The sequence below is a fragment of the Verminephrobacter aporrectodeae subsp. tuberculatae At4 genome (assembly GCF_000193225.1).
GTDB classification, from domain to species: Bacteria; Pseudomonadota; Gammaproteobacteria; order Burkholderiales; family Burkholderiaceae_C; genus Acidovorax; species Acidovorax aporrectodeae.
The window spans coordinates 1-513 of sequence record NZ_AFAL01000784.1 but is presented as its reverse complement, the minus strand read 5'-3'; the positions used below and the strand labels follow the sequence as shown (position 1 = coordinate 513).

At 73.9% G+C, this 513-nt stretch carries 2 pseudogenes; both read right to left on the bottom strand.

The annotated features are described in order from the left end of the window. Positions 1-210: pseudogene (locus VTU_RS29315) on the bottom strand (single-stranded-DNA-specific exonuclease RecJ); the annotation flags it as partial. Continuing rightward, a pseudogene (locus VTU_RS34045) lies at positions 207-513 on the bottom strand (phosphoglycerate mutase); the annotation flags it as partial. The pseudogenes VTU_RS29315 and VTU_RS34045, both read right to left, overlap by 4 nt.

Here is a 513-nt window from a genome sequence, read left to right as displayed (position 1 = left end):
GTTCTGCGCCAGCGCGTCGGCCAGCAACTGCGCGGCCTGGGCCATGCCCTTCAGGCCGTCCGGCGGCAGCAGGCGGGCCAGGCCGTCGTCGAGCTCGTCCCGGGCGCAAACGCCGCGTGCGGCGTACAGGCGTGCCAACAGCGGGTGGACCCCGGCCTGCTCCAGCGCCCAGGCGGCGCGGGGGGGAATCTCGCGCGTTATTATTTTCATAGCATCGCTTGCAGGTCGGTCATGCGCAGGGGTTTGAAATAGCTCCGGATCCGCTGCACCAGTCCGCGCGGGGCGCTGTGCCAGCCGATGGCATGGCATTCGCCGCAGAGTGTCAGGCGCACGCTCTGGCCGCTTGCGGCCTGGCGCAGCAGTTCGGCCACGGGGCCTGCGTCGAGCGTGGTCCAGGCGCTGCCCCAGGCGCTCCAGTCTGCGCGCAGGGCCGCGTCGCGCAGGGCGTGCGACAGCGTGGGCAGCGGGGCGCCCGGGTCGGGGGCAGGCCGGGGCAGGGGGCCTGCGCCGTGC